Genomic DNA, 24,199 nt, shown 5'->3' on the forward strand with positions numbered 1-24,199 from the left:
TTCGGACGATGACGGACCGACTTTGTGCCCGAATGGGACACGCTTCGTCGGCCGTAGGCCTCCATCAGCGTGTCCCATTCGGGCACAAAGTCGAGCAGCGGGGTGTGTCAGAGCCAGCCGCGGTCGCGTGCGTGAACTGCGGCTTCGGCCCGCGTCGAAGTAGCTGTCTTGGCCATCGCCGACGACAGGTAGTTGCGCACCGTCCCCTCGGACAAGTGAACAGCCTTGGCGACAACGGCGATCGGCGCACCGCCCAGGGCGGCACGCAGGACGTCCTGCTCACGGACGGTGAGCGGGTTGGCGCCCTCGATGAGGGACTCGGCCGCGAGCGCGCCGTCGATGACGCGCTCCCCCGCGTGCACTCGTCGCACCGCGTCAGCGAGCTCGGATGCAGGCGTGTCCTTGACGACGAACCCCGCAGCGCCGGCTTCCAGGGCCCTCCGGACGAACCCCGGTCGCCCGAAGGTCGTGACGATCAGTGACCGCACTCCCATGCCCGAGGCGATCAACGACCGACACACCTCGATGCCGTCCATGCCGGGCATCTCGACGTCGAGCAGGGCGACGTCGACGTCATGTGCCCGGACCAGGTCGAGCACCTCGTCACCACGACCTGCCTCGGCAACGACGTCGAGGTCCGGTTCGAGCCCGAGCAAGGTGACGACCGCTCCGCGCACGAGCGCCTGATCGTCGGCGACGAGCACCCGGATCACAGGGACACCTCGAGCCGGACTCCGGGCGACACATCGATCACTCGCAGCTCTCCCCCGGCTGCGTCGACCCGCTCGCGAACCCCCCTGAGCCCGTTGCCCTCTCGCAGGCCGGACGGGCCTCGTCCGTCGTCCTCGACGGTGAGTGAGGACGGCCCCAGGACCACACGGCATACGGTGGCATTGCTGTGCCGCACGACGTTGGTGACGGCCTCCCGCAGCACCCAGGCGAGGACCACCCGATGGCGCGGGTCGACGATCGTGAGGTCACTCGGCATCTCCGACCGGATGCCGGCCGAGGCGAGCACCCGCTCGGCAGAGGCGATTTCGTCGCTCAGACTCGCCGAACGGATTCCGCCCACTGCAGCCCGCACCTCAGCGAGCGCCTGACGGCTCAACGCGGCGACCTCAGCAATCTCACGCCGGGCCCGTTCGGGGTCGGTCGCCACCAGGCGCTCCGCCACGTCGGCTTTGAGGCTCATGGCGGTGAGGGTGTGCCCGACGACGTCGTGGACGTCCCGCGCGACCCTGTCACGCTCGGCAGCCATGGCCAACTCGCCCGTCAGCTGCTCATAGAGGACCGTGCGCCGGTCGAGCCCGCGCACCACTCCGGTGACCACGGCGATGAGCACGACGATCCCCATGAGGAACCACTCGTCCGCCCCGCCTGCCCCCGTGGTCAGCCAGAACGTGAGGACGAGGACCGCCGCTGTCATCAGCACCCCGGCCCAGAGCGGCAGGACGAACATCGACAGGGCGACGAGATAGGGGCCAGCGCCGACGGAGAACGCACCGACGAGGGCATGGATGGCGCCACAGATGAGGAGCAGCGCGACGAGATGGGCGACTCCGTCACGACGCACCGACCGCTCCGTCGAGGGACGGCCCATCCGGACAAAGGCTCGGATATAGACCAGCCCGAAGAGGACGAAGAGTGCGACGGCGCCGACGGTGCGCGGTCGACTCTCGTCGCTGGCCACGACACCCGCTATCGGGAAGGCGAGGAAGACGAGCCACACCGCGCCCATGACCCACCCCCAGCGCCGCCACGGATCGGTGGGCTGGGAGTGGGTCGACACTGCCTCGGCGTTCACTGTCGGCCGCGACTGCGCTGCACCAGCCACGTCGCGAGCACTGCGAAGATCACCGTCCACACCACAACGTTAGTCACCGGCATCCAGAGGGGCTGGTGCGTGAGGTTGCCGGCGGTGTCGACCACGTCGCCCCCGGTCAGGGGGTAGCGCGCCAGGGAGACATAGCCGTACAGCGGGGTGAACCGGGCGAGGTCGAGGAGGAAACCACTCAGCGGGAAGAAGATGTTGCCGAGGAAGCCGAGGATGACGAGCGAACCCGATGCGGCCGAGACCGAGGACTCGGACCGGAACGCCATCCCGAAGATCAGCCCGTAGAGCGCGAACATGACCGCGCCCGCAACCAGGATCGCTGCGCTGCCCGCCCAGGCCATCAGGCTTCCCTTGGCTCCGGTGAAGGCCCCGAGGACATAGACGACGAGGATCGGCAGGATCGCGATGAGCAGGGCGACGGTCGCCTTGATCGCGACGAAGGTGCCGTCGCCCAGAGGGGTGAGTCCCAACTGCCGGCCCCACCCCTGCATGCGCTCCACTGCGGCCGTGCCGCCGACGCCGACCGTCGCGGTGACCGCACCGTAGGCGGCCATCGAGATCATGACGTAGAGGGCGACGTTGCCGTTGCCGGCCGATTGCTGGGACCAACCGGCGCTCGCGCCGAAGAGCAGGTACATGAAGGCCGGGAGCGCCACGACGAAGAACATCGTCACGAGATCGCGCGTCACGCGCTTCAGTTCAAGACGGAGGTATGCCGTCCGCTTGCCTCGCTCGGTCGGCTCTCCGAGCCCGGTCACCCGAGGCTTCCGTGCCGGGGTCTCAAGGGTGCTGCTGGGCTTCGTGGTCGCGGTGGTCATGCCACTGCTCCTTCGGTGTCTGAACGGGTGAGTGCGATGAAGGCCGACTCGAGTGAGCCGCTTGTGATCTCGAGGTCGTGGGCGCCCCATGACGTCAGGAGCTCTCGAGCCACCGCGTCCGAGTCGGAGGACTCTACGGTGAGGCGGTTCTGCTCGACGGCGACGTCATGCACGATGGCCATGACACGCAGGTGGGCGACGGCGTCAGGTAGGCGTTCCGAAGGCACCCGGGCTGACACGCGGCGGCCAAGCGCGCGGGCCCTGATCTCGTCAGTGGGGCCATCGGCGACGATCTCCCCGTCCGCGACCAGGACGATGCGGCCCGCGAACGCATCGGCCTCTTCGAGGTAGTGCGTTGCGAAGAGGACGGTCCGGCCTGCGTCGGCCTCGACCTTCATCGCGTCCCAGAAGGCGCGCCGGGACTGGACGTCCATGCCCGCGGTCGGCTCGTCGAGGATGAGTAGGTCCGGGTCGGGCAGCAGGGCGAGCGCGAACCGCAGCCGTTGCTGCTCTCCACCCGAGCACTTGGACACGCGCCGCTTCTCGATGGGGGTGAGACCCGCGCGACGCACGACGTCGTCGACAGGCGCGTGGACGGCATACGTGCTCGCGATCATCTGGACCGTCTCGCGGACGGAGAGGTCACGCAGGAGACCGCCGGTCTGGAGCACGGCCGAGACCTGCCCGGCGCGAACCGCTTCCCGAGGTGACCGTCCGAGCACACGCACATCGCCGGACGTGGGGCTGGTGAGTCCGAGGACGAGGTCGAGCGTCGTGGTCTTGCCGGCGCCGTTGGGGCCGAGGAAGGCGACGATCTCTCCGCGCCTGATGGTGAGGTCGATGCCCTTCACTGCCCGGACCGCTCCTGCACGGCTCGGGAAGGACTTGCTGAGGCCCGTCAGTTCGACGGCGGCTGAGTCGGTGGGTGTCATGCATCAAGCGTGCGGCGGCGAGGGCGGCTCCCGGCAGTGCCGGAAGCCACCAACTCACCATGACATCTGTCAGGTGCAGTCAGCCCGCGACGAGGGACCGCCTCAGCTCGTCGGCCCCTGCACCTTCAAGCTCATCGATACGGGCCGTGCGGCCGGTCATGAGAAGCAGGAGGGCTCCCGCCGACGCGCGCACGTCGAGGCCCTCGCCAACGGACCAGTCGGTGTCCGTTGCAGTGAGTCGGTAGGGGTCCAGCGAGTGGTTGCGGAAGACGACGCCCAGCCAGGTGTGGCGCGTCGCCCAGACCCGCTCGGCGGCCTCCGCGGCTGCCTCCGCGGGCATGTCGAGAGTCAGGCCCAGTGGGAGGGCGATGTCCTGACCGTGCACGAGGATGTCGATGAGGGACCCACGCTCGGTGACGAAGGCATTGTGCCGACGCAAGCCCTCCATGCCCCGGATGCGTCCGATGATCTCCGCCTCGGACAGCTCTGCGGCAAGGAGCACCGCCGAGTCGTGAATGATGCCGTTCAGGGAACCGGCTCGGAGCACCTTGGGGTGACTCGCCATGAAAGAGATGGCATCCCTGATCCGCTGTTGCTGCATCGTTGGGGTCAAGTGGGCTGCGACGTGGCGGACCGACCACCCGTCACAGAGGGACGGGTGATCCCACTGCTCGGCCGTGAGCGTCTCGAGCAGGTTGGCGGTGCGCCGCCGCTGGTCATCGATGGCGGCCCAGATCTCGTCGCTGTTCATGTGCGGACCCCTTCGTCGTAGCGCTCCTGCGGCGCGTACCAGACATCAGGTGGAGCGATTCGGCTGCGCTTGAACTCGAAGAAGTCCTGGCTCTCGGACACGAGCCGGATTCCGTCGAACAGTCGGACGGCTGCATCGCCCATCGGGACCGCATTGAGGATCGGGCCGAAGAAGGCAACGCCGTCGATGTGGACCACCGGTGTGCCGACGTCGAATCCGACCGGCAGGATCGCCGCGTCCGTGGAGGCGCGAAGCGCGTCGTCGTACGCATCCGACACCGCGACCTCCGCGAGCGCCGCCGGCAGTCCGGTCGCGACCAGCGCGTCGAGAGCGGCAGCGCGATACTCCCTGGGCGTCGGAAAGCGCCAGTGGTCGAAGATCCGGTGGCCGAACTCGCGGTGCCAGGTGGCGAATGCCTCGCGCCCGTGCTGTTGGACGACGGCCATCGCCACGCGAGAGGGCCCCACCATCCCGGCATACCGCTTCTCGAGGACACCGCCGGCGTTGAGCAGGTGCAGGCTCATGACGTGGTGACGGACGTCGATCGCGCGCAGTCTCCCTACCTCCCGCAACCAGCACGAAGCGATCCAGGTGTAGGGGCAGATCGGGTCGACGTAGAGGTCGACGACAGTCGGTGCGCCTGGAATGGTCGCGTTGCTCGCCCGCGCGGCCTCGATCCGCTGGAGTGTGCCCCTGGGCGGAGCGTGACGCTGGACCTTCTTCAGATAGGCCGTCACCGCGATCTCCCACTTCGCCAGATCCGGGGCGCCGTTGCTTGATACGAGTCTTTCCATGTCCCCAGCGAATCGGTTGAGCGGCCGCGCGCGCATCGTGCGAATTGCTCATTCCGCCTGCTCATCGGGAACGGCCGCGTTCGGTCCACGCCGCGATCTGCGCCCGGTTCACGAAGCCGAGCTTGCCCAGGATGTGCTGCACGTGGTTCTGGGCGGTGCGCTCGGAGATGACCAGTCGCGCCGCGATCTCCCGATTGCTGAGACCATCCGCGACCAATCCGGCGATCTGTCGCTCTCGAGGGCTGAGTGGATCGTCCCGCACAGCCAACTGCTCCAGCCTCCTTGCCCATGGCACCATCCCGAGCGTGCGGGCAAGTGGGAGCGCCTCCCTCGCAACGACTGCGGCCGCGACCGGATCTCCCGACCCGTCGAGCGCCTCGGCGAGCAGGCAGTCGGCCTCCACTCGAAGACCTGGCACGCCACCCTCGTGGCACAAGGCTGAGGCCCGACGCAGATCCTGCTCAGCCGCAGTCCAGTCGCCGAGTGCCCTCGCACATGCCCCGACAGCCAACTCGACCGGCCCCATGCACGCCGTCGCCCCGCCGCCAGCCACGACATATCGTCCGCGATGGCGTTCCAGACGAGCGCGGAAGTACCGGACATCGTCGGCCGCACCCACAGCCGCAGCCACTCTGGACGCGATCGCCCACACGAGGAGCACGCCCGTTCGCGGAAGATCCCACCCCTGCGGGGCACCGCAACGCTGGTAGAGCGCGGCCGCTTCTTCGGTACGGTCACAGTCGACCAGCACGAACGCGCGGATCAGCCGCGTGCCCAACGCCCAGCGTGGATCAGTGCCGAAGTCCCAGACCGCAGGGCCGAGCAGTTCGTTCGAGTGCCCGACGTGGTGACCCAGCAAAGTCCGGAACGACACCCACGCACCGTGCACCGCCGGGTGACCGAGCTGCTCCAGGATTTCGATGACCTCAGCGTGCAGCCGCTCGGCCTCCGTGAAGTCCGCCCGGGCCAACGCCAACGCGGCACGCGCGCCGAGAAGGTGCCATCGGCTCGCGCCACCGGGGATTCGTCCGACACAGCTCTCCAATCGACTCGACTCCACCTCGATGGCCGCCAGGTCGCCCAGGAACCACAGCGCGTCGATGCGCCAGAGACAGGCCCACATCTCGACGTCGGCGCGACCGGTCGACGTCCCGAGATCCGCCATCCGATCGGCGAGCCGGAGCAGTTCATCGATGTCGTCCGGACCGCTTGTCGCGAGCTGCCGTGCCGTGAGCGCCTCGATGAGGAGCGACGCATCGCCGAGCACGTCGGCACCGCGGAGGGCTTGGCCGCTCGCGGCGAGCGCCTCCGTCCAGCGGCCGCAGTAGACCGCCGCCTGTGTCTGCCGGGCCAAGAGCCGGACCCGGGTCGCGCCATCGAGCGCCGGGGCCGCCAGAGCCTCGGCGCACCATTGGTACACGTCACCGTCCCATGAGGACTCGCCCAGTGGCTCAAGGGTTGAGGCCGCATCCGCCAGCAACGCAGCGGAACCGGAGGTGCGTGCCACACCCATCGCGGCCTGCACGGCGGCGCGTGCAGTTCCGAGATCTCCGGCGGCCACGGCATGCGGAGCCAAGCTGATCTGCGTTCGAGCCCGCTCCAAGGGATCCACGGTGGCTGCGGCAGCGGCCAAGAGATGCCTGACGATCTCCCCGTGATCCTGATCGGGTTCAGATGCCAACGCCTCCGCGAACCTCCGGTGAAGGTCGGCCCGATCCGCCAGGGCCAGTTGTGTTTCGACAGCACGGCGAGCACCCTCACCCGTGAACCACCCTTCGCCGGCATCCGGTGCCAAGGCCAGCACACCCGCGCGAACCGCCCGGTCCACGGCCGCCAGACCGTCTCCCGCATCCAGCTCCAGGACCTTGGCGACCACGACGAGCCGGAAGCGGGGACCAGCCACGGCAGCGGCACCCAGGAGCCGCGCCACAACCGGATCTTCAGCCCACGTGCTGGTCACCCTCGGAGTCTGATCGCCCGGCGACCCCAAGGCAATCGGGTCGCCCTGGCTGCGGGCTCCCCGAACCTTCGCGGACCGTTCAGCGGTCGCCACCCCGGAGTCCCAGCAGTGCCATCGCGATCGCCCCAGCGAGGCCCGTCGCGAACACCGGCGTGGCGAGCGCATCCCGGTGTCCACTCCACAGGGGCGTCTCCCGCTCGATGAGGTAGCCCCCGATCATGATGGCGCCGAGGACGCCAAGGGTTCGTCGCGCGCGCGGGCTTCCGTCGCGTGCCAACTGGGCGGCGGCGACGGCCTGCGTCATCATCATGATGTTCGGTGCCGACTGACCTGTCCCGAGGACGATGGCGTTGCGAACCATGTGGTCACGAGGGAGGTTCCAGTGACCCAGCATCGGGTCGGAAGGGCGCCCCCTCCGGGCTGCGATCGCCTCACCCACGAGGCCCGCGGTCAGTTGTGCCGCAGCTGTGGCGACAAGGGCAGCGTTCCGTGCCATGCCTCCAGTGTGCTCCCGCGCGTCGTTCCGCGTCAGCCCCGTGCACACCGGAGCCGAACGGCCAGTTCGGTCGAGGATGTCGGGCTGGTCGCAGAAGACGCCACGAGTCCCCGACACCTGCGCGGACGGCATACGGTCAATTTGTGGTTATACGCCCGACTGTATAGTCTTGCATCGTGTCCAAGGTACTCACTTCCCTGCCCGTCGGCGAACGCGTCGGCATCGCCTTCTCCGGAGGTCTCGACACCTCTGTCGCCGTTGCCTGGATGCGAGAGCGAGGGGCCGTGCCGTGCACCTACACAGCGGACCTCGGCCAGTACGACGAGCCCGAGATCGACACCGTGCCTGACCGCGCCGGGCAGTACGGCGCCGAGATCGCCCGGCTCGTCGACTGCCGCAACGCACTCGTCGAGGAAGGACTGTCCGCCCTCGCGTGCGGCGCCTTCCACATCCGCAGCGGCGGCAAGACCTACTTCAACACCACGCCCCTGGGCCGCGCCGTCACCGGAACCCTTCTCGTGAGGGCGATGCAGGCCGATGACGTGTCGATCTGGGGAGACGGTTCCACCTTCAAGGGCAACGACATCGAGCGGTTCTACCGCTACGGCCTGCTCGCCAACCCCAGCCTGCGGATCTACAAGCCGTGGCTCGACCCGGCGTTCGTCGGCGAACTCGGCGGCCGCCACGAGATGAGCGAGTGGCTCACCGCCCGCGACCTTCCCTACCGGGCCAGCGCCGAGAAGGCCTACTCGACCGACGCCAACATCTGGGGCGCCACCCATGAGGCCAAGACGCTCGAGCACCTCGATGAGTCGATGGAGATCGTCGAGCCCATCATGGGCGTCAAGCACTGGGACCAGTCCATCCTCATCGAGCAGGAGGACGTGCGGATCCGCTTCGTTCAGGGGCGGCCCGTCGCGATCAACGGTGAGGACCTCGAGCCGGTGGCTCTGGTCAACGTGGCCAACACCATTGGTGGTCGGCACGGGTTGGGCATGTCCGACCAGATCGAGAACCGCATCATCGAGGCGAAGTCGCGCGGCATCTACGAGGCCCCGGGCATGGCCCTGCTCCACATTGCCTACGAGCGGCTGCTCAACGCCGTCCACAACGAGGACACGATCGCGAACTACCACGCAGAGGGTCGGCGTCTCGGTCGCCTTCTCTACGAAGGCCGCTGGCTCGACCCGCAGTCCCTCATGATGCGCGAGTCGATCCAGCGCTGGATCGCCTCGGTGGTCACCGGCGAGGTGACGCTGCGACTGCGGCGCGGCGATGACTACTCGATCGTCAACACCCAGGGTGAGAACTTCAGCTACCACCCCGACAAGCTGTCGATGGAGCGCGTGGAGAACGCGGCATTCGGTCCACTCGATAGGATCGGACAGCTCACCATGCGCAACCTCGACATCGCCGACAGTCGGTCCAAGCTCGAGCTCTACGCCGGACAGCCGGTGACCCAGGGACAGCTTCTCGTCGAGAACGGCACCCTCTTCGGGGAACTCCCCGCAGGCGGCTCAGACCGCATCACCGCCAACCCCTCGCCCGCGGGGCCCGACGACGAGTCCCTGGACCGCGCTGCCATGGAGTTCGGCACCGACTGACACCCCGCGCCGTTTGGGTGGATGCTTCGGGGATGGACGGACGAAAGTTCCTGGAGCGCATCGCGGCTGCCCTCGGCATCGCCGGGCTGTTCGTCGTGTTGCCGTTCTACATCTCGTCGGGCCTCGCAGCGCCACTGTGGGCCATCGTGCTGCTGCTGGCCTTCTGGTTGACGCTGCTCGTCCTCGCGATCCGGTGGTTCACCCTGCGACCGTGGTGGATCCTGGGCTTCCCCTTCCTCGCGGCGGCGGTCTGGTTCCTGACCATCACGCTCGGCGAACAGGTCCTCGGCTGGCAGGCCTGAGCCAGTCCGCAACGACACCGCACGTATGCCGGGTGGTTGTGTACGGCATACAAATAGACTTCCGAGGTGGCCACCTCCAAGAGCCGACCATCGGCGGCGACTCGACGACGCGTCGAGCAAGCTGCGGGCGACCTCGGTGCCGCTGCGGTGCAGCAGATGGAGACGCAACACGAGTGGTATCGCGCGCTGCCCGCCGAGGAACGATCCTGGGTCGGCCTCGTCGCGCAGGCGGGCATCCGCTCGTTCATCGAGTGGTTCACCGGACCCCAGGACCACGCACACGTCACCGCCGACGTCTTCGGAACCGCTCCCCGCGAGTTGACCAGGTCCATCAACCTGGGCCAGACCCTCGACTTGGTGCGCACCGTGGTCGATGTCGTGGAGCGGGAGTCGACCGGTCTCGCGGCGCGCGGCGACGAGGTCAAGGTCCGGGAGGCGGTCCTGCGCTACAGCCGTGAGATCGCCTTCTCGGCCGCTGAGGTCTACGCGCACGCAGCCGAAGCACGGGGAGCCTGGGACGCACGACTCGAAGCTCTCGTCGTCGACGCGGTGATTCGCGGGGAGGCTGACGACTCGATGCAGTCACGGGCCTCGGCGCTGGGTTGGGGCACGACGACGGATGTCTGCGTCATCGTCGGATCGACGCCCAGTTCAGGCCCTTCTCAGGTCGTCGAGGAGTTGCATCGTGTTGCCAAGAGGCATGGTGTCGAGGTCCTTGCCGCCATCCAGGGTCGTCGCGTCGTGTGCATTGCCGGGCAGGTCGCCGATGCGCTCGAGAGCGCGTCCGAACTTGGCCCGGTCTTCGGCGACGGCCCGATTGTCGTCGGTCCGGTCGTCCCCCACCTGTATGCCGCGGGGCGGAGTGCGCGTGCGGCGCTCAGTGGGCACATGGCGGCGCCTGCCTGGCCGACGGCGCCTCGGCCCGCGCGGAGCGACGACCTGCTCGCGGAGCGGGCCCTCCTCGGGGACCTGCCGGCACGGGCGGCTCTGGTGTCGTCGGTCTACGCCCCCCTGTCCGCGAGCGGGGGCGGGAACCTCCTCGAAACAGCGGCGGCCTACCTCGACGGTGGGCTGGGTCTTGAAGGCACCGCACGCACGCTGTTCGTCCACACGAACACCGTGCGATATCGCCTCGCCAAGATCGCGGATTCGATCGGCTACGACCTCACCGACCCTCACGATGCACAGACGGTGCGACTTGCTCTGGCCTACGGACGAGTAGCCCCTGAACCGTCGCAACGCGTTTCCCGCGCGTCCGCGGCACGTTCATCGGAGTTGTAGGAACCCTACAGATCTTGGCGCACAGAATCGTCTCGAACCGTCACGCCCGGAGGCCACCCGAAACGCGACGCTGAAGGGGTGCTCGTGATCGTCTGCCCTGGACAGGGCTCCCAGACCCCCGGATTCCTCACCCCCTGGCTCGCCATCCCCGGCGTCCGCGAACGCCTTGGCTGGCTTTCCGCGGTCGCGGGGATCGACCTGCTCAAGCACGGCACCGAGTCGGACGAGGAGACGATCAAGGACACGGCGGTCGCCCAGCCCCTCATCGTGGCTTCCGGGCTCGTGTCGCTGCTCGCCCTCTTCGAGCACCCCGCCGACGGGTTCCGCCTCGTCGGGGCGGGCGCCGGCCACTCGGTCGGTGAAATCACCGCAGCTGCGGCTGGCGGTGTCATCTCCGCCGAGCAGGCGATGGTCTTCGTTCGCGAGCGTGGGCGCGCGATGGCCGAGGCCAGCGCCGTCCGGCCGACGGGCATGAGCGCCGTCATGGGCGGGGATCCCGCGGAGGTGACTGCGGCGATCGAGAGCCACGGCCTCACCCCCGCCAACATCAATGGCGCAGGTCAGGTCGTCGCTGCCGGGACGATGGAGCAATTGGCGGCCCTCGCTGCCGAGCCGCCAGCCAAGGCGCGGGTCATCCCCCTCAAGGTCGCTGGTGCCTTCCACACCGAGCACATGGCCCCCGCGGTCGATGTGCTGTCCGGCTATGCCCGGGCCATGTCGACGCACGACGCGCGCGTCCCCCTCGTGTCCAATCGTGATGGCGCTGTGGTCCACAGCGGGCGTGAGGTCCTCGGCCGGCTCGTGAGCCAGGTGAGCAACCCGGTCCGCTGGGACCTCACGATGGAGACGTTCAAGGAGCTCGGCGTCACCGGGATCATCGAGATCCCACCAGCGGGCACCCTCGCCGGTCTGGCGAAGCGTGCCCTCAAGGGCGTCGAGATCCTTGCGCTCAAGACCCCGGACGACCTCGAGCAGGCGCATCGGATGGTCAAGGAGCACGGCGTGGCGTCCGGGGTGGCACAGGACCCCACATGGCGACTCGTCATCAGCCCGGCCAAGGGCATGGTCTCCTTCGCCGCAAGTGAGGTGGGCGCAGCAGTGTCCGCGGGCACCGTCGTGGCGACCGTAGGCACGCTGCGTGACACCTACGAGGTCGTGGCCCCGCACGGTGGCCGCGTCGTGGAGTGGCTCGTCGAGGATGGCGACCCGGTCTCCCCCGGTCAGCCCGTGCTCCGTCTGCACCCCCAGGAGGCCTGACATGTCTGGACTCATCACGCCGGCGTCCGGCGCGGCCCACACACGCATCTCCGGCGTGGGCGCCTACCGACCTCGCCGTGTCGTCCCCAACTCCGAGATCGTCGAGGCCATCGACTCCTCCGACGAGTGGATCCAGGAGCGCTCCGGCATCAAGACCCGCTACCGCGCTGAGGACGGCGAGAGCGTCATCGAGATGTCGGCCGAGGCTTCCCGTGGCGCGCTGGAGATGGCTGGCCTCGAGCCGTCCGACGTCGATGCCGTCCTCGTCGCGACCGTGACGCACCCATACCAAACTCCCGCAGCGGCACCGGCGCTCGCGCAGGTGCTCGGCATGAGCAGTCCGGCCGCCTTCGACATCTCTGCCGCCTGCGCCGGCTACTGCCACGGCATCTCGCTCGCCAGCGACATGGTCAGGGGCGGCAGCGCGCAGAACGTCCTCGTGGTGGGCGTCGAGCGACTCTCCGACTTCACGAGCCCGACCGACCGTGGCACGGCGTTCATCTTCGGCGACGGGGCAGGAGCAGCCATCGTCTCCGCCTCCGACACCCCGGGTATCGGCCCCACCGTGTGGGGCTCCGAGGGCGACAAGTGGGACGTCATCGCGCAGAACGACAGCTGGGTCGAGGTGCGCGACCAGGACCTCGGCTGGCCGACGATCGGCATGCAGGGCCAGAGCGTGTTCCGCTGGGCCGTATGGGGCATGGCCCCCGTGGCCCAGAAGGCCCTCGACGCGGCCGGAGTCACCGCCGACCAACTCGATGCCTTCATCCCGCACCAGGCCAACGTTCGCATCATCGACGCGATGTGCAAGCAGCTCAAGATGCCCGAGCACGTCGTCGTCGCCCGCGACATCGTCGAGACCGCCAATACCTCTGCTGCCTCGGTCCCCCTCGCCACGGAGCGCCTGCTCCGCGAAGGCCTCGTGCCGCGAGGCGGACTGGCGCTCCAGATCGGCTTCGGCGCCGGTCTGGTGTATGCCGCGCAGGTCGTCGAACTGCCCTAGAGACTCCCGCGGTCCGCGGGTCATCCGGACCACTGCACCAACGCACCACCAGCACACCCGCACCACCAGAGCGTCCGCATCCGGCGGATGCGCATCACGAAGGAGACAGGACATGGCTCAGAGCGAGCAGGAGATCCTCGCGGGTCTCGCAGAGATCGTCAACGAGGAGACCGGACTCGAGCCCGAGGCCGTGCAGAGCGACAAGGCGTTCACCGACGACCTCGACATCGACTCGCTGTCGATGATGACGATCGTCGTCAACGCCGAGGAGAAGTTCGGCGTGCGCATCCCCGACGACGAGGTCAAGAACCTCCGCACCGTCGGAGACGCCGTCTCGTTCATCAAGTCCAACCAGAGCTGATCCGTCGGCGCCGCCCCACGACCTGGGGCGGCGCCGGGACCATCCATTCCTAGGAGTCATCGAACATGAGCACCGAACGTCGCGTCGTCGTCACCGGTCTCGGCGCCACCACCCCCCTCGGCGGCACCATCACCGCGACATGGGACGCCCTTCTCGCCGGCACCCCCGGTGCGCGTCCGCTGACTCAGGACTGGGTCGCGGAGCACGACCTCCCCGTGACCTTCGCCGCCTCGATCCACACCTCCCCCGAGGAGGTGCTCACCAAGGTCGAGTGCCGGCGCATGGACCTCAGCGCGCAGTACGCCATGGTCGCCTCGCGTGAGGCGTGGGCCGACGCGGGCGCCCCCGAGGTCGACCCCGAGCGCTTCATGGTCGCCATCGGATCCGGGATGGGCGGCGTCACCACCCTGCTTGACCAGTGGGACAACCTGAGGGAGAAGGGCGTCCGCCGTGTCTTCCCACTGACCGTCCCGATGATCATGCCCAACAGCAGCAGTGGCAACGTCTCGCTGCACCTCGGTGCGCGTGCAGGGGCACACACCGCGGTGTCCGCGTGCGCCTCCGGCGCCGAGTCGATGGGCCTGGCCGTCGACCAGATCCTCGCGGGCCGGGCAGACATCGTCATCGCCGGCGGCACCGAGGCCGCCATCCACCCGCTGCCCTTCGCCGGGTTCGCGCAGATGCAGGCCCTCTCGACGCGCAACGACGACCCGGGGCGCGCCTCCCGGCCCTACGACACCGAACGCGACGGCTTCATCATGGGCGAGGGTGCGGCGGTGATCGTCCTGGAGTCCGAAGAGCACGCCAAGGCCCGCGGCGCCAAGATCTATGCCGAGCTCGCGCCTGCCGGCATGTCCTCGGACGCGCACCACATCACGGCCCCCGAGCCGGAGGGCGCGGGCGCCTCACGCGCCATGCGCGAGGCAGTCCAGCGGGCCGGGCTCACCCCGGCCGACATCGTCCACATCAACGCGCACGCGACGTCGACGCCCGTGGGCGACGTTGCCGAGGCCAACGCCATCCGCCGCGCCTTCGGTGATGCCACCGACGGCATGTGCGTGAGCGGCACCAAGTCCATGACCGGTCACCTTCTCGGTGCTGCCGGTGCACTCGAGGCACTCTTCACGATCCTCTCGGTCCATCACCGCATCGCGCCGGCGACGATCAATATCGAGAACCTCGACCCCGAGATCCACCTCGACGTCGTGCGTGACGAGCACCGCAAGCTCCCCGAGGGCGACATCGCCGCGCTGAACAACTCCTTCGGCTTCGGTGGCCACAACGTCGCCCTCGCCGTGAAGAGCATCTGATGGCGCACCAGCCCAACGAGGCTTCGGCCACGGCGTCAGCCGCGACGAAGCCCAAGCCGGACCGCGCCACCGACCCGCGCAACCCGCGGCTCCGCCTTCAGGCCTTCTTCGACGAGGATTCCGTCGAGTTCATCACCCCTGAGGACGATTCCGGGATGCTCGCGGCCGTCGGCACGTGCCAAGGCACTCGTGTTGTCGCCTTCTGCTCGGACGCGACGATCATGGGCGGGGCGATGGGCGTCGCCGGCTGCAAGGTCATCGTGGCGGCCTACGAGCGGGCGCTCGCGGACGGCATACCCGTCGTGGGCATTTGGCACTCAGGGGGCGCTCGTCTCCCTGAGGGTGTCGTGAGCCTCCACGCCGTCGGCGAGGTGTTCGCGATCATGACCCGCGCGTCGGGCAAGGTCCCTCAGATCTCGGTCGTCATCGGGGCTGCCGCCGGTGGGGCGGCCTACGGTCCGGCGCTCACCGACATCGTCGTGCTCGCCCCCGAGGGCCGCATCTTCGTCACCGGTCCCGATGTCGTCCGCTCGGTGACTGGTGAGGCCGTCGACGCCCTTCGACTGGGAGGACCCGAGCCCCACGGGCGCCGCAGCGGCGTCGTCCACGTCGTCACGGAGTCGACCGAACAGGCCTACGAGCGCGGCCGACAGCTCTGCTCACTGCTCGCCGACCAGGGCACGCTCGACGTCGGGAGCATCGAGGACTTCGACCTCGAGGAGACCTTCCCGGAGTCCGAGAAGCGCGCCTATGACGTCCACCCGGTCGTCGACAACGTCCTGGACAAGGGCGCGGATTCCATTGAGCTGCACCCGCGTTGGGCTCCCAACATCGTGACGCAACTCGGCCGCTTCGGTGGTCGCACGGTGGGCGTGATCGCCAACAACCCGATGCGTCTCGGCGGTTGCCTCGACTCCCCATCCGCCGAGAAGGCCGCGCGGTTCGTCCGCATGTGCGACGCGTTCGGTGTGCCGCTCATCGTCCTCGTCGACGTTCCCGGCTACCTGCCCGGCGTCGGCCAGGAGTGGGATGGCGTCGTGCGCCGCGGGGCCAAGTTGCTCCACGCCTTCGCCGAGGCGACCGTGCCCCGAGTCACGCTGGTCACCCGCAAGACCTACGGCGGCGCCTACATCGCGATGAACTCGCGTTCCCTCGGTGCGACCCGTGTGTTCGCCTGGCCCACGGCTCACGTCGCCGTCATGGGTTCCGTGGCCGCCATCCGGATCCTCCACCGACGTCGCCTGGCGGAGGTCGACGACCACGAGCGCCCGACGGTCGAGCAACAACTGGCCGACGAGCACGACCGTCTGTCCGGTGGTCTGCCGCGGGCGGTCGAGATCGGTGTCGTCGACGAGATCGTCGAGCCGTCGGTCACACGGTCCGCCCTCGCCAGGGCGATCGCCGAGGCACCCCAACGGCGAGGCGAGCACGGCAACATCCCCCTGTAGCCCCCTACTTCCCCGCCGGAAGTGGGTTGCTCGGACTTCGCCCACCTTCGTTTGCCATGCGAAGTCCGAGGTTCCGCGCCGGACAGCGCGAGGCCCGCTCCCCCTGTACGGGAGCGGGCCTCGCGACGTCTGAAGGTGCCTGCTGTCAGGCGGTCGGGTGTATCAGCCGACCTTGTGCAGCCAGCGGACGGGCGCACCGTCGCCGGCATAGCGGAAGGGCTCGAGCTCGGCGTCCCACTCGGTGCCGAGCACTTCCTCGAGCATCTCCTCGATGGCGTCGGTCGAACCCTGGGCCAGCATGAGGATCTCCTTGAGGCGCTCCTCGTTCACGACGGCATCACCACTCGCGGAGGTCGTCGCGTGGTGGATCCCGAGGCTGGGGGTGTGCGACCAGCGAGACCCGTCGCACCCCGCGCTGGGGTCCTCCGTGACCTCGTAGCGGAGACCCTGCCAGCCGCGCAGCGTCGAGGCCAGGTGGGCGCCCGTGCCCTGCTCGCCGATCCACGACCACTCCCCGCGCATGTGTCCGGGCGCGGCGGGCTGAGCGGTCCAGTCGATGACAACCCTGGATCCCGTGGCCTTCTCGAGGGCCCAGGCGATGTGAGGGCACAGCGCTGCTGGGGCTGAGTGGATGAACACCACTCCCCGGGTCGACACACGTCGCGTCGCGACAGACATCCTGGCCTCCTTCACGTGCAAGGGACGTCTTCCCCAACGCCGTCGCACGTTCGTTCTTGGAGGGCACAGATCTGTATGCCGGCCAGCTCACTGTGAGGGCACCTTGCGTGCCGCTGTTTGTCGCCTCACGAGCGAACTCGTGACACGTGAGGCTCATCATGCCGCATGAGCACCACGAACATCACGCGCGACACGAACCAACTTCCACCCCGCCGGGGAAGCTCACCAAGCCTCGGCTGCACAGTCGAGGTAGTAGGAAACGCCGAAGCAGCACCACTGACTTCGGCGTGTCTTACTACCTCGACTCAGCGCCGGCGATGCGGAAACTCGAACCGTGGTGGGGCGACTCGGGCTTGAACCGAGGACCGACGGATTATGAGTCCGCTGCTCTGACCGACTGAGCTACCGCCCCTGAAAGCGGAGCCGAGCCTACCTGCGGAGGGTGAGCACACGGCATACGCCATGGAACGTGGCGACACCAGACATTGCGAATCGGTGTCGCATCGACGCGTATAAGCGTGACGGGCACCACGTAGCGGTAGGTTTCCGAGCATGACTGAGCCTCTGGTCGTCCTCAAGGACGTCAACAAGCACTTCGGCGACCTCCACGTCCTCAAGGACATCAACATGGAGATCGGCAAGGGAGAGGTGGTCGTCGTCATCGGCCCCTCCGGCTCCGGCAAGTCGACCCTCTGCCGCGCGATCAACCGCCTCGAGACGATCGAGTCGGGCACGATCACCATCGACGGAAAGACCCTCCCGGAGGAGGGCAAGGCGCTGGCCCACCTGCGCGCGGACGTCGGCATGGTCTTCCAGTCCTTCAACCTCTTCGCGCACAAGACGATCCTCGACAACGTCACGCTCGGCCCGATCAAGGTCCGCAAGCAGAAGAAGGGCGAGGCCGAGAAGCGCGCCATGGAGTTGCTCGAGCGGGTCGGCGTCGCGCACCAGGCACAGAAGTTCCCGGCACAGCTCTCCGGTGGCCAGCAGCAGCGCGTCGCGATCGCACGGTCGTTGGCCATGGATCCCAAGGTCATGCTCTTCGACGAGCCCACGTCGGCCCTCGACCCCGAGATGATCAACGAGGTTCTCGACGTCATGGTGAGCCTCGCCAAGGAGGGCATGACGATGGTCGTCGTGACCCACGAGATGGGCTTCGCCCGCAAGGCCGCCAACCGCGTCGTCTTCATGGACGACGGACAGATCGTCGAACAGAACACGCCCGAGGAGTTCTTCACCAATGCCCAGAGCGACCGGGCCAAGGACTTCCTCGGCAAGATCCTCACCCACTGACCCAGCCCAACCCAGGAGGAAAAAATGAAGGTTCGTCAGTTCAGCGCGATCATCGCCGCGTCGGTGCTCACGCTCGGTCTCGCCGCGTGCGGCGACAGCGCCGACGACGGAGGTGCTGACGCCGGCAGCGGCAGCACGGGCGGCGGCGGCAAGGCCGTCAAGATCGGCATCAAGTTCGACCAGCCAGGGCTCGGCCTCAAGGAGGGTGAGAACTACACCGGCCTCGACGTCGACGTCGCCAAGTACGTCGCGAAGGAGCTGGGTAGCGAGGAGGGCGACATCACCTGGGTGCAGGCGCCGTCCGCTCAGCGCGAGACCCTCATCTCGACCGGTCAGGTCGACATGATCTTCGCGACCTACTCGATCACGGACAAGCGCAAGGAGACCGTCTCCTTCGCCGGCCCGTACTTCATCGCCGGTCAGGACCTCCTCGTCCGCGCCGACGACACCTCGATCACCGGCTCGGAAGCCCTCAACGGCAAGAAGCTGTGCTCGGTCACGGGATCCACGTCCGCCCAGAAGGTCAAGGACGTCGTGCCCGGAGTTCAGCTCCAGGAGTTCGGCACCTACTCCGAGTGCGTCGCCGCGCTCACCTCTGGCGGCATCGACGCGCTGACGACGGACAACACGATCCTCGCCGGCTACGCCGCGCAGGACCAGTACAAGGGCAAGCTCAAGGTCGTCGGCAAGACCTTCTCCGAAGAGCGCTACGGCATCGGCATCAAGAAGGGTGACACCGCCCTCTGCGAGCAGATCAACACCGCTCTGAAGAAGATGGTCGACACCGGCGAGTGGCAGAAGGCCGTGGACGCGAACCTCGGCCCGGCCGGCTTCAAGGTCGACACCACGAAGAACCCGCCGACCGCGGACGCCTGCTCCTGATCCACACCGAGACGCTTGAAGGTATGCCGTCCGCTCACCGGGGCGGGCGGCATACCTTCGTGCGAATCACGTTCCCCCGCAACGGAAAGGTCTCTGCATGCAAGAGATCCTGAGTGACTATGACGTGCTGGCTGCGTTCTGGGGCACCATCAAACTGTCGATCCTCGGAACGATCGGTGCCTTGATCCTCGGGACGATCGTCGCCGTCCTGCGCCTGTCACCGGTGCGTGTCTTCCAATGGATCGGGACGTGGTACGTCAACACGTTCCGCAACATCCCGCTCACCCTCCTCATGGTGTTCAGCATCCTCGGGTTGACGTTCATCCTGGGGCTGCAGCTCAACTCCGAGGACATCAGCAGCAACGTCTTCCGGTGGGCAGCCACGATGCTGGCCGTCTACCACGGCGCCTTCATCTGCGAGGCGCTCCGATCGGGCGTCAACACGGTTCCGGTGGGACAGGCCGAGGCGGCCCGTGCGATTGGCCTGACCTTCGGCCAGAGCATGCGCCATGTCCTCCTTCCACAGGCGTTCCGGGGCTCGATCGCGCCGATCGGGTCCACGATCATCGCCCTCATCAAGAACAGCACCGTGGCAGCCGTCATCGGTGCCGGGGAGGCAGCAAACCTGATGTCTGTCGTCATCGAGAACGAGGGCAGCCGCTTCAGCGTGTTCCTCGTCTTCGCCATCGGCTTCGTCATCCTGACCCTGCCGCTGGGTCTGTTCTTCACGAGCCTGTCGCGTCGCTTGGCGGTGAAGCGATGAGCGCCTCCGTCCTCTTCGACGCCCCGGGCCCCAAGGCCCGTCGCCGGCACGCGATCCTCGCCGCGGTCGGAGTCGTGGTGGCTCTCGCCGTGCTCTACGTCGTCGTGCGCAAGATGCAGACCGCGAACCAGTTGCAGGGCTTCATGTGGGAGCCCTTCCTCACCGACCGCTCGGTGTGGCGCGACTACCTGCTCCCCGGCCTCTGGGGCACCATCAAGGCGGCCCTGATCTCGATCACTTTGGCCGGCATCTTCGGGCTGATCTTCGGTGTCGGACGGCTCTCGACGATCGCCCCGATCCGGTGGATCAGCAGCGTCGTGGTGGAGTTCTTCCGCGCCGTCCCGGTGCTGATCATGATGATCTTCGCCTTCGGTGTCTACACCCGCAACGGTGTCTTCGCCAGCGACATCAACCCACTCGCCGCGGTCGTCACAGGCCTCACCCTGTACAACGGCGCGGTCATCGCCGAACTCGTCCGATCCGGCGTCCACTCGCTGCCCAAGGGTCAGGGTGAGGCGGGGCTGTCCGTCGGGCTCACCTCGGGACAGGTGCTCCGTTCGATCCAGTTGCCGCAGGCGCTCACTGCGATGCTCCCGGCGTTGATCGGCCAGTTCGTCACGGTGCTGAAGGACTCCGCGCTGGGAACTGCCATCACCTACACAGAGCTCCTGACGTGGTCCAAGACGTTAGGGTCGGCCTTCAGCAACACCGTCCCCGCCTACATCGTCGCGGCCATCCTGTTCATCACGATGAACTACCTGCTGTCCCGGTTGGCGGTCACGGTCGAGAAGCGGCTGAACCGCCGGGGCAAGACGGCTGGCGGTGCGCACCTGGACGCGGTGCCCCTGCCCGGCGCCCCTCCGGTCATGGAAGCTGCTGCTGAACCGAGCACCACCGGTCGGTGACCACTGCCCCGCTCAACGCGCAGGCATGACGAAGGGCCCGGATCCATGCGGATCCGGGCCCTTCGTGATTGGCTCCCCCGGTTGGACTCGAACCAACAACCTGCCGATTAACAGTCGGCTGCTCTGCCAATTGAGCTACAGGGGAAAGGCGCTGACGTTGGTGCTGTGTCAGCGCGCTGCGCAACGATAGCAAAGGGTGGGGCCAGTCACGAAAACGGCCCCATCCGGCCACCTCCTGACTGGGCCATGACGGGGAAGTCGGGACAGGACGCGGCAATATTCGCGTCATCCGACGACTTCCGTGGCATCGCCCGCATCGGCCTCTTCAGATGAGTCCGACCTGCTCGCGCAGCCGGTCGAGCGCGGCTCGCGTCTCCTCTGCCACGCCGGGGTCGGACGAGCGCACACCACGCCCCAGGATCGTCTGACCCAGCAGCGCCTGAGTGGCCAGGTCCTTGCGCACCACGACCCGCGCCTTGCGCTTGTCGCCAAGGTCGACCTCGTCCGACAGCACCACGGTGGCCTGGACGCGCTCGCGCAACACCTGCGGGAACGTCGACGGCAGTTCGATCTCCCACACTGACGCGGGGGCCTTGTCGACCCAGTTCACGGTGAGGCGCCTCGTCTCGTCGTTCCAGGAGCCGGTGTCGACCATGTGCCACGGTCGGTCGAGGTCCACGGAACCGGACCGGACGGCATACACATGAGTTTTGGTGGCGACGACGTATGCCGTGGAGCGCACGTCCCGCGCGATGCTCAGCACGTCGCGGGCTCGCTCGCCAAGGACCGACGCCACTTCCGTGGGAACTTCGGGTCCGCGCCGTCCCAGTCGGCCGAGCTTCACGACGTCAACCGATCGCGGAGACGGGCGCGGCTCATCTCGAGCTCGATGAGTCGGCGGGAACGTTCACGGATGGCCTCCGGGTCGGGGTCGGGTGAGTTCTGCAGGCGGCGAATCGCCGCCGTCTCGTCAGCGATCTGGCGGCTCAACCCGGCGTCGTGGACGCCGATGACGAGCGAGTCGAGGTAGCGCTGCGGCGGCAGTCCGGTGGTCGGGTCGACCTTGGTCGGGAGCGGTGCAACGGACAGTTCGGCGAGGAGACCACGCACGGCGAGCGGACCGGCCTCGGCCACGGCCGCGGCCCACCCTGCGGTGGACAGTTCCGCGGCGCGGGGCGCCACCGAGCGCACCCCGTCGAAGATCGCGGCGTGTGCCGGCGCGGTGAATGCCACCGGCGGCAGCGCGTCGATCGTGGCCGTCGAGAACCGGGTGGGGTACTGCAACAACGCCTGCAACAGCTGCCTCTCGGTGTTGACCACGGGGTCGCGCAGGTTGGGCACCGGCATGGCCGCGGCACCCTCTTGGACGCTCGGCTCCGGGACGTCGTCGGTCGAGGCCGGGGTCCGGTCACCGGGCCGCGCCGGCGCGCCCGCAGCGGCCTCTCGGGCGCTGATCCGACCAGCACGCTGAGCCTCATTCAGAACCTGCTCGACCTCGACGCCGAGCATGCCGGCGACGGTGCGCATGTATTCGGGGCGCAGTGACGAGTCCCGGATCGAGTTGATGATCGGTGCGACCGCGCGCATGGCCTGGACGCGCCCCTCGGCGGTCTCGAGGTCGAAGCGTTTGATCGTCGTGCGCACCGCGAACTCGAACATCGGGACCGCGTCCTCGACCAGCGCCTTGACCGCCTCGTCGCCGCGCGCGAGCCGCAGGTCGCACGGATCCATTCCGTCCGGCGCGACGGCCACGAACGACTGCGAGGCCCACCGCTGGTCCTCGCCGAAGGCCTTCATCGCCGCCTTCTGTCCAGCCGCATCACCGTCGAAGGTGAAGATGACGCGCGCCGGCGCACCGTCGGTCTCGTCGCGCATGATGCGCCGAAGGATCTTGATGTGGTCGACACCGAACGCCGTGCCGCAGGTGGCCACTGCCCCGGTGACGCCTGACAACTGAGCAGCCATGACGTCGGTGTAGCCCTCGACGACGACCGCCTGCCGCTCCCCCGCGATCGCCTTCTTGGCGAGATCCAGCCCGTAGAGAACCTGCGACTTCTTGTAGATCGGGGTCTCTGACGTGTTGAGGTACTTCGCCGCGATCCGATCGTCGTCGAGGATCCGCCGCGCGCCGAACCCGACGGTGTCGCCAGTGACGTCGCGAATCGGCCAGACGAGTCGCCCGCGGAACCGGTCGTAGAGTCCACGGCTCCCCCGCCCAGACAGACCCGCCGTGACCATCTCGTCCTCGGTGAAACCCTTCTCCCGCAGGTGGCGGGTCAGGTCCTCGCCGCCCCTGGGAGCAAAACCGATCCCGAACTGCTCGGCAATCGCCCGGTTGAAGCCGCGGTCCCGCAAATAGTCGCGTCCCGGACGGGCGTCACCACGGTCCACGAGAACGGTGGCATAGAACTCCTCGGCGACCCGATGGGCTTCGATGAGCCGCGAGCGCCGACCCAGTCCGCCCTCGGAGCGCGGCCCGCCGCCCTCTTCGTAGCGGAGCTCCATGCCGATCTTGGCGGCGAGCCGCTCGACGGACTCGGAGAAGGTGAGGTGCTCGACCTTCTGGACGAACGAGATGACGTCGCCGCCCTCGCCGCAACCGAAGCAGTGGTAGGCACCCACCGCCGGGCGCACCGTGAACGACGGTGTCTTCTCGTCGTGGAACGGGCACAGCCCCTTGAGCGACCCGACACCGGCGGGACGCAGCGTCACGTGGTCGCGTACAACGTCCTCGATCGAGGAGCGCTCCTTGACGGTCTGGATGTCATCAGCATTGATCCGACCCGCCACGTGCGCTCCTCTCGTCCTGGTTCGGTCCCGTGTCGTAAGAGTTCAGTATGCCGTCCGGTCGCCGTGGCGGTCGCTGCCCGTCCCCAGCCCACTCCCGTCCGGTGTCGAAAACGCCCCTCGCCGTTCGGCACACAGGGTGTCAGGCCACCACTGGCCGCCAAGAACCGGAAGGATCAGCACCATGCGCACTCTCATCGTCTCCGAATTCATCAGCCTCGACGGCGTCATGGAATCACCAGACTGGACGTTCGAGGTCGTCGAGATGGACGAAGCGGCCTACGAGATCAAGGGCCGCGAGCAGGAGGAGGCGGGGTGCCTCCTCCTCGGCCGGCAGAGTTATGACGAGTTCGCCCCCGTCTGGCCCACGATGGACGAGTTCGCCGAGTACAACGCCATGCCCAAGTACGTCGTGTCGTCGACCCTCGAGGACCCGGAGTGGAACAACACGTCCGTCCTCCGCAGTCTCGACGAGGTGGCCGCACTCAAGGAGTCGGACGAGCCCGGCACGATCCTCGTCCACGCCAGCGCGACCCTCGCCCAGGGCCTTGCTGCAGCCGGCCTCGTCGACCGCTACCACCTGCTCGTCTACCCGGTCGTCCTCGGGAGCGGCAAGCGCCTCTTCCCCACCGACAACGAGGGCGCCCGGCAGAAGCTCAGGCTCACCGAGCACGCGACTTACGGCAACGGGGTTCAGCTCAACGTGCTCGACGTCGTGCGCTGAGCCGGGCTCGTCCCCG

24 protein-coding genes and 2 tRNA genes are annotated in these 24,199 nt (G+C 68.0%); 13 read left to right on the top strand and 13 right to left on the bottom strand.

Annotated elements, in window-relative coordinates; translation table 11 throughout:
* Positions 1-107 precede the first annotated feature (107 nt).
* The 8 genes from N802_RS00340 to N802_RS00375 form a co-directional block, all read right to left on the bottom strand.
* Positions 108-713, bottom strand: coding sequence for a response regulator transcription factor (locus N802_RS00340; protein ID WP_035910648.1), 606 nt, complete (start codon positions 711-713; stop codon positions 108-110).
* Complete coding sequence (locus N802_RS20700; RefSeq protein WP_245613776.1) at positions 710-1,864, bottom strand: sensor histidine kinase; 1,155 nt, start codon at positions 1,862-1,864, stop codon at positions 710-712. The genes N802_RS00340 and N802_RS20700 overlap by 4 nt, the downstream gene beginning before the upstream one ends.
* Complete coding sequence (locus N802_RS00350; protein ID WP_245613777.1) at positions 1,801-2,652, bottom strand: ABC transporter permease; 852 nt, start codon at positions 2,650-2,652, stop codon at positions 1,801-1,803. The genes N802_RS20700 and N802_RS00350 overlap by 64 nt, the downstream gene beginning before the upstream one ends.
* The gene (locus N802_RS00355; RefSeq protein ID WP_035910651.1) at positions 2,649-3,584 is read right to left on the bottom strand and encodes an ABC transporter ATP-binding protein; all 936 of its coding nucleotides are present in this window, start codon (positions 3,582-3,584) and stop codon (positions 2,649-2,651) included. Before N802_RS00355 ends, N802_RS00350 begins: the two co-directional genes overlap by 4 nt.
* Before the next feature lie 79 nt (positions 3,585-3,663).
* Positions 3,664-4,335: a maleylpyruvate isomerase family mycothiol-dependent enzyme gene (locus tag N802_RS00360; protein WP_035910654.1), complete on the bottom strand. Its 672-nt coding sequence runs from the start codon at positions 4,333-4,335 to the stop codon at positions 3,664-3,666.
* Positions 4,332-5,129 carry a mycothiol-dependent nitroreductase Rv2466c family protein gene (locus N802_RS00365; RefSeq protein ID WP_211254319.1) on the bottom strand — a complete coding sequence of 266 codons (798 nt, stop codon included), beginning with the start codon at positions 5,127-5,129 and terminating at the stop codon, positions 4,332-4,334. Before N802_RS00365 ends, N802_RS00360 begins: the two co-directional genes overlap by 4 nt.
* Positions 5,130-5,190: 61 nt before the next feature.
* On the bottom strand, positions 5,191-7,089 hold the full coding sequence (locus tag N802_RS00370; protein WP_169743368.1) for a helix-turn-helix domain-containing protein: 1,899 nt from the start codon (positions 7,087-7,089) through the stop codon (positions 5,191-5,193).
* Positions 7,090-7,168: 79 nt separating this feature from the next.
* Entirely contained in the window at positions 7,169-7,585 is a 417-nt protein-coding gene (locus N802_RS00375) for a hypothetical protein (protein ID WP_156971217.1), read from the bottom strand.
* A gap of 176 nt (positions 7,586-7,761) precedes the next feature.
* Here N802_RS00375 and argG point away from each other — a divergent pair, with 176 nt between their 5' ends.
* The 8 genes from argG to N802_RS00415 all read left to right on the top strand — a co-directional run bounded on the left by argG (position 7,762) and on the right by N802_RS00415 (position 16,151).
* Complete coding sequence (gene argG / locus N802_RS00380) at positions 7,762-9,189, top strand: argininosuccinate synthase (RefSeq protein ID WP_035910663.1); 1,428 nt, start codon at positions 7,762-7,764, stop codon at positions 9,187-9,189.
* 32 nt (positions 9,190-9,221) lie between these two features.
* Entirely contained in the window at positions 9,222-9,491 is a 270-nt protein-coding gene (locus N802_RS00385; RefSeq protein WP_035910666.1) for a hypothetical protein, read from the top strand.
* A 66-nt stretch (positions 9,492-9,557) separates the two neighbouring features.
* Positions 9,558-10,772, top strand: coding sequence for a PucR family transcriptional regulator (locus N802_RS00390; RefSeq protein WP_035910669.1), 1,215 nt, complete (start codon positions 9,558-9,560; stop codon positions 10,770-10,772).
* Positions 10,773-10,850: 78 nt separating this feature from the next.
* Positions 10,851-12,029 (top strand): acyltransferase domain-containing protein, encoded by a 1,179-nt coding sequence (locus N802_RS00395; protein ID WP_035910672.1) that lies wholly within the window; start codon positions 10,851-10,853, stop codon positions 12,027-12,029.
* A gap of 1 nt (position 12,030) precedes the next feature.
* The gene (locus tag N802_RS00400) at positions 12,031-13,032 is read left to right on the top strand and encodes a beta-ketoacyl-ACP synthase III (RefSeq protein ID WP_035910675.1); all 1,002 of its coding nucleotides are present in this window, start codon (positions 12,031-12,033) and stop codon (positions 13,030-13,032) included.
* A 112-nt stretch (positions 13,033-13,144) separates the two neighbouring features.
* The gene (locus tag N802_RS00405; protein WP_035910678.1) at positions 13,145-13,393 is read left to right on the top strand and encodes an acyl carrier protein; all 249 of its coding nucleotides are present in this window, start codon (positions 13,145-13,147) and stop codon (positions 13,391-13,393) included.
* Positions 13,394-13,458: 65 nt separating this feature from the next.
* Positions 13,459-14,703 (top strand): beta-ketoacyl-ACP synthase II, encoded by a 1,245-nt coding sequence (fabF, locus tag N802_RS00410; RefSeq protein ID WP_035910681.1) that lies wholly within the window; start codon positions 13,459-13,461, stop codon positions 14,701-14,703.
* On the top strand, positions 14,703-16,151 hold the full coding sequence (locus N802_RS00415) for an acyl-CoA carboxylase subunit beta (protein WP_035910684.1): 1,449 nt from the start codon (positions 14,703-14,705) through the stop codon (positions 16,149-16,151). The genes fabF and N802_RS00415 overlap by 1 nt, the downstream gene beginning before the upstream one ends.
* A gap of 162 nt (positions 16,152-16,313) precedes the next feature.
* Here N802_RS00415 and N802_RS00420 read toward each other — a convergent pair whose 3' ends face one another.
* A complete protein-coding gene (locus N802_RS00420; protein ID WP_035910686.1) occupies positions 16,314-16,829 on the bottom strand; it encodes a DUF3145 domain-containing protein in 516 nt (171 codons plus the stop codon).
* Positions 16,830-17,164: 335 nt separating this feature from the next.
* Positions 17,165-17,241: transfer RNA gene (locus N802_RS00425), tRNA-Ile, on the bottom strand.
* Positions 17,242-17,381: 140 nt separating this feature from the next.
* On the opposite strand from N802_RS00425, the gene N802_RS00430 reads away from it, so the two are divergent.
* From N802_RS00430 to N802_RS00445, 4 genes are all read left to right on the top strand, one after another.
* Positions 17,382-18,122, top strand: coding sequence for an amino acid ABC transporter ATP-binding protein (locus tag N802_RS00430; RefSeq protein ID WP_035910687.1), 741 nt, complete (start codon positions 17,382-17,384; stop codon positions 18,120-18,122).
* 24 nt (positions 18,123-18,146) lie between these two features.
* Positions 18,147-19,004 carry a glutamate ABC transporter substrate-binding protein gene (locus N802_RS00435; RefSeq protein ID WP_035910688.1) on the top strand — a complete coding sequence of 286 codons (858 nt, stop codon included), beginning with the start codon at positions 18,147-18,149 and terminating at the stop codon, positions 19,002-19,004.
* A gap of 97 nt (positions 19,005-19,101) precedes the next feature.
* Complete coding sequence (locus N802_RS00440) at positions 19,102-19,767, top strand: amino acid ABC transporter permease (RefSeq protein WP_035910690.1); 666 nt, start codon at positions 19,102-19,104, stop codon at positions 19,765-19,767.
* A complete protein-coding gene (locus N802_RS00445) occupies positions 19,764-20,672 on the top strand; it encodes an amino acid ABC transporter permease (protein WP_035910692.1) in 909 nt (302 codons plus the stop codon). The genes N802_RS00440 and N802_RS00445 overlap by 4 nt, the downstream gene beginning before the upstream one ends.
* 69 nt (positions 20,673-20,741) lie before the next feature.
* On the opposite strand, the gene N802_RS00450 is transcribed toward N802_RS00445, so the two are convergent.
* From N802_RS00450 to dnaG, 3 genes are all read right to left on the bottom strand, one after another.
* Positions 20,742-20,817: transfer RNA gene (locus N802_RS00450), tRNA-Asn, on the bottom strand.
* A 180-nt stretch (positions 20,818-20,997) separates the two neighbouring features.
* Complete coding sequence (locus N802_RS00455) at positions 20,998-21,516, bottom strand: hypothetical protein (protein ID WP_035910694.1); 519 nt, start codon at positions 21,514-21,516, stop codon at positions 20,998-21,000.
* Entirely contained in the window at positions 21,513-23,462 is a 1,950-nt protein-coding gene (gene dnaG / locus N802_RS00460) for a DNA primase (RefSeq protein WP_035910697.1), read from the bottom strand. Before dnaG ends, N802_RS00455 begins: the two co-directional genes overlap by 4 nt.
* 181 nt (positions 23,463-23,643) lie before the next feature.
* Here dnaG and N802_RS00465 point away from each other — a divergent pair, with 181 nt between their 5' ends.
* Positions 23,644-24,183 (top strand): dihydrofolate reductase family protein, encoded by a 540-nt coding sequence (locus tag N802_RS00465; protein ID WP_035910699.1) that lies wholly within the window; start codon positions 23,644-23,646, stop codon positions 24,181-24,183.
* The last annotated feature ends 16 nt before the right edge of the window (positions 24,184-24,199 follow it).

Source organism: Knoellia sinensis KCTC 19936, from assembly GCF_000768705.1.
Lineage (GTDB): Bacteria > Actinomycetota > Actinomycetes > Actinomycetales > Dermatophilaceae > Knoellia > Knoellia sinensis.